The sequence below is a fragment of the Noviherbaspirillum denitrificans genome (assembly GCF_002211445.1).
Lineage (GTDB): Bacteria > Pseudomonadota > Gammaproteobacteria > Burkholderiales > Burkholderiaceae_D > Noviherbaspirillum > Noviherbaspirillum denitrificans.
In genome coordinates this window covers 1238899-1242629 of the sequence record NZ_LSTO01000001.1, presented here as the reverse complement: position 1 = coordinate 1242629, position 3731 = coordinate 1238899, and the positions used below count along the sequence as shown (strand labels likewise).

Here is a 3731-nt window from a genome sequence, read left to right as displayed (position 1 = left end):
TGCGCGACTGGATCGCCGAGGTGACGCCGGCCGATGTCGACCGCCTCGCACGCGCCCTCCTCGTGCCGGCCAACCGCACCGCCGGCCGTTTCATCCCCACCACGCAGGCGGTGCGCGCGCCGGCCTACCGCCCGCCCGACCTCGATGCGCTGCTCAAGGATTACCGGGGCCGTCCTCCCGCTGCCGCGATCGAAGCTTTCCCCATGACGCATGCCGAGATCGGCGCGCATACTGTGGTGACTGCCCTGCCTGGCGGCATGCAGCTCGCGCTGCTGCCGCGCGCGACCAAGGGCGACCGCGTGACGGGCATACTGCGCCTGCGCTGGGGCACACTCGACACCTTGCGCGGAAAGCGCGCCGACGCCCTGCTGTTGCCGAACATGATGCTCAAGGGAACGGCAACGCGTTCACGCACCGCACTGAACAACCTGCTGTCCGAGCTCGATAGTTCCATCAGCGTCAACGGACTCGGGCAACAAGCGGGCGGCCTCACCGGCCTCGTCATCGACTTCAATGCGCCCGCCCCGCACCTGGAACGCGTGCTGGAATTGCTGGCCGAGACCCTGCGCACGCCCGCGTTCCCGCCCGACGAATTCGAGCAGGTACGTCGTGCTTATATCGCCCAGGTGCTTGCTTCGCAAAACGATCCAACCTCGCATGCCGCGGCAACACTTGCACGCCACGCGGTGCGCTACGACAGGGATGACCCCCGCAGCGCATGGGCGCCGGAAGACACCATCCAGGCGGTGCGTGAAGCGACACCGGAACGTCTGCAATCGTTTTACCAGGCATACGCAGGCACCAGCGATGCGGAACTGGCCATTGTCGGCCCGGTTGATCCTGCGAAGGTAACGGAACAACTGCGCGCACTGTTCGACGACTGGCGCAGCCCGCAATCCCATGCGCGCATCCCGCGTCCCTGGCAGCCTGTGCAGGCCGAACGCTACGTGCTCGACATGCCCGACAAGACCAACGCCGCTTTCAGCGCGGTCATCCCGGTCGAACTTGATGACAGCGACGCGGACATCCCCGCGCTCTTCACCGCTGTGCAACTGTTGGGCGGCCGCGCCGGCTCGCGGCTGTGGAACCGGCTGCGGGAGCAGGAAGGCTTGAGCTACGGCGTGAACGCCACGCTCGGCGTGTCTGCCGGCGACAGGAACGGACGCATCACCATCACCGGCAGCTTCGCTCCGCAAAACCGCGAGCGCTTCGAAGCGGCGATGCACGACGAACTCGACAAGGTGCTGCGCGATGGCTTCTCCGCGCTGGAAGTCGATTTCGCGAAGGACGCGATCCTGCGCGGACGGCGACAGTACCTGACGCAGGAACGCAATGTCGCCGGGCTGCTCGCCGACAACCTCTACTGGCAGCGGACGATGGCCTGGCGCGAGCAGCGCGACAAGGACTATGCCGCGCTTACACCCGAACAGGTAAACGCGGCGCTGAAGAAATACCTTGATCCCGCGAGAATGTCGTCGGCCCTTGCCGGAGACTTTGCGCGAAAGTGATGATCAATAGGTCTTGTACGGCAGGAACTTCCCCGACAACACCACGTTCACGCGGTCGCCCTTCGGATCCGGCTCGCGCGTGATATCCATCGAAAAATCGATCGCGCTCATGATGCCATCGCCGAACTCTTCATGGATGAGTTCCTTGATTGTCATCCCGTACACGCTCACGATCTCGTACCAGCGGTAGATCAGCGGGTCGGTCGGCACGGCAGTCGGCAGCGACCCTTTATAGGGCACGATCTGCAGCCAGGCGGCTTCCTCGTCGGTGAGGGTGAACAAATCCTGCGCGACTTCCGCTTGCGCCTTGGTAAAGGTCATCTGTCCGAGGCAGGCGGCGGTTGTCCACTCCTTGCTCTGGCCGATGCGCTCGGCGATGTCCTTCCACTTCAGGCCCTTCCTGACCTTGGCCTCGATGATCTTGCGGGTCACTTCGTTGCGATCCATGGCATTCCTCGTTGATGTGGTTGATGGCGGAACGAGCGTCAGCAAAAGATATGCCCAGCACGCATGCGCCATCGCGGTGCATGCTTCCGGCACGGTCGTGCATATTTCGCTAAACTGGCACGTCATTCCCGGAGTTCCCCATGCAGACCAGACTGTGGTCCCTCACCCTCGGCAATTTCGCGATCGGCACCGGTGTCATGATCGTGCCGGGCATGCTCAATGAATTGAGCGCCGACCTGGCAATCTCGCCGGCGCAGGTCGGCATGCTGATTTCCGCCTTCGCGATGACGATCTGCGTGACCGGCCCCTTCCTCGCCGGCTGGACCAGCGCCATCGAACGCCGCAAGCTGCTGACCGGCGCGCTGGCACTGTATGCGGCGATGCACTGGCTGGCCGCCCTCTCGCCCGATTACCACACCCTGCTCGCCGCGCGCATGCTGACCGCACTCGGCGCCGCCGTGTTCACCGCGCAGGCCGCGGCAACCGCCGGCCTCATGGTGCCACCGGAAGTGCGCGGCAAGGCGATCGGGCTGGTCTTCCTCGGCTGGTCGATCGCCGCCGTCGTCGGCACGCCGATCGGCGCCTACCTCGGCGCGCACATCGGCTGGCGGCCGACTTTCGGCCTGGCCGGACTGCTGGCGGCGCTGTTCGCGGCCGGTGTGTGGATGCAGATCCCGCCCAAGCTCCACATCGCGCCAATGGATCGTGCGGCATGGCGTGCGCTGTTCGCCGACACGCCGCTGCTGCTGGCGATTTCGGTAACGGCGATCCAGGCGCTGGGCATGTTCTCGGTGTTTTCCTACATGGCACTGATCCTGAAGGATTACATCGGCGCAACGCCGACCGTCATCAGCCTGATGTTCCTTTGCTTCGGCATCACCGGCGTGCTCGGAAACGTTATCGGCGCGCGCCTGATGGATCGCGTCGGACCGGTGCGCGTCGGCGTTGCCGCGATGGGCTGCATGCTGGGCGCGATGACCTTGTGGCCGCTGTCGCACGGCTCGCTGCCGGTGACGGTGGCGCTGATTCTTCTCTGGGGACTGGGCTGCTTCGCGATCAACGGATCGCAGCAGGCGCGGCTGGTCGGCATGGCCCCGCCGCTGGCATCGGCTTCGGTGTCGCTCAATTCGTCGGCCATCTATCTCGGACAGGCGGCAGGCGCCTTTACCGGCGGCGTCGTCATTACGTCGGAAGGCACCGGCAGCCTGCCAATCTATGGTGCATTACCGATGGCGGCGGCGATCGGCGTCTCGCTGTATGCGGCCAGCCTTGCCCATCGGCGCCGCATGGCGGAGGTCGCATGAAAGTCGTAAGCGTGAATGCGGGCAGTGTGTCCGACCTGTTCGTGCGACAGGACAATGCGATGCGCCGTGTGGTGACCGGGATCCACAAGAAGCCGGTGGAAGGCACGGTGCAAGTCGGCAAGCTTGGCCTGGCCGGCGACGAACAGGCCGACCTTACCGTGCATGGCGGACTCAACAAGGCGGTGTACGCGTATCCGTCGGAGCATTACGCGTTCTGGGCGGCGCAGCGCCTCGCCGCATTGAAGCGGGAAGAACCGCTGCCGCCCGGATCGATGGGCGAGAACCTGACCCTGCAGGGCGTGCTGGAAAGCGATGTGTGGATCGGCGACCGCCTGCGCGTCGGCAGCGTGCTGTTCGAAGTCACGGAGCCGCGCCAGCCCTGCTACAAGTTCAATGCGAAGATGGGGTTTTCGCATGCGGCGAAGATGATGCTGCAGGCAGGCTTCAGCGGCTTCTATCTGCGCGTGATCGA

At 65.0% G+C, this 3731-nt stretch carries 4 protein-coding genes; 3 read left to right on the top strand and 1 reads right to left on the bottom strand.

The window, feature by feature from the left end; all coding sequences use genetic code 11:
- Positions 1–1508 (top strand): M16 family metallopeptidase (locus AYR66_RS06200; RefSeq protein ID WP_206047077.1); only part of this gene is annotated, 1508 nt, incomplete at its 5' end.
- A gap of 3 nt (positions 1509–1511) precedes the next feature.
- Here AYR66_RS06200 and cynS read toward each other — a convergent pair.
- The gene (gene cynS, locus AYR66_RS06195; protein WP_088706797.1) at positions 1512–1955 is read right to left on the bottom strand and encodes a cyanase; all 444 of its coding nucleotides are present in this window, start codon (positions 1953–1955) and stop codon (positions 1512–1514) included.
- A gap of 140 nt (positions 1956–2095) precedes the next feature.
- Here cynS and AYR66_RS06190 point away from each other — a divergent pair, with 140 nt between their 5' ends.
- Entirely contained in the window at positions 2096–3259 is a 1164-nt protein-coding gene (locus AYR66_RS06190) for an MFS transporter (protein WP_088706796.1), read from the top strand.
- The coding region (locus tag AYR66_RS06185) for an MOSC domain-containing protein (protein ID WP_141104175.1) at positions 3256–3731 on the top strand (476 nt) is incomplete at its 3' end. The genes AYR66_RS06190 and AYR66_RS06185, both read left to right, overlap by 4 nt.